Here is a 682-nt window from a genome sequence, read left to right as displayed (position 1 = left end):
GCCACCACGGTCATCGTCGCGACGACCATAACCACCGCGTTGATCGTCACGGCGGAAGCCGCGGTCGCGGTCGTCACGGCGCTCCCCACGGCCGTCCTCACGGCGACCGTAGCCACCACGGTCATCGTCGCGACGACCGTGACCACCACGGTCGTCGTCACGCCGGCCGTAGCCACCACGGTCACCGTCCCCACGGAAGCCCCGGTCGCGATCGTCGCGACGCGGGCCGCCCGGTCGCTCGTCGCGCCGGAAGGAGGGACGTCCGCCGCGGTCTCCATGTCCGGCATGGTCATCACGGCGGAACCCACCACGATCGCCGCGCTCAGTGTCCCGACGGTCGTCACGACGCCCCTCGCGGCGATCGTCACGCCGGCCGTAGCCACCGCGGTCGTCGGCACGCCGTCCATCTCCGCCGCGTTCCTCGCCCCGGCGGTCGTCACGCCGGCCGTAGCCACCACGGTCGTCGCGGCGCGCCCCTCCGCGATAGCCGCCTCGGTCACCACTGTCCCGGCGGCGCTGGTCGCGCTCAGGACGCTCGTCGGGAGAGTTGGTGGACATCGGTGACTCCTGTCTTCGGTACCGCAAGTCATTCTCGCGCAGCCGGGTACCCGACGCGCTCCGGAAAAACAAAAAGGACCTCTGGTCCCAGCAAGTCGCTGGGACCAGAGGTCCTCCAAAGATT

Annotated in this window: 1 pseudogene; it reads left to right on the top strand. The window is 70.5% G+C overall.

The annotated features are described in order from the left end of the window. A pseudogene (locus tag VXC91_RS46470) lies at positions 1–564 on the top strand (hypothetical protein); the annotation flags it as partial. Positions 565–682 lie beyond the last annotated feature (118 nt).

The organism is Streptomyces chiangmaiensis, assembly GCF_036281785.1.
GTDB lineage: Bacteria > Actinomycetota > Actinomycetes > Streptomycetales > Streptomycetaceae > Streptomyces > Streptomyces chiangmaiensis.
This window is presented reverse-complemented; position numbering and strand designations above follow the sequence as displayed.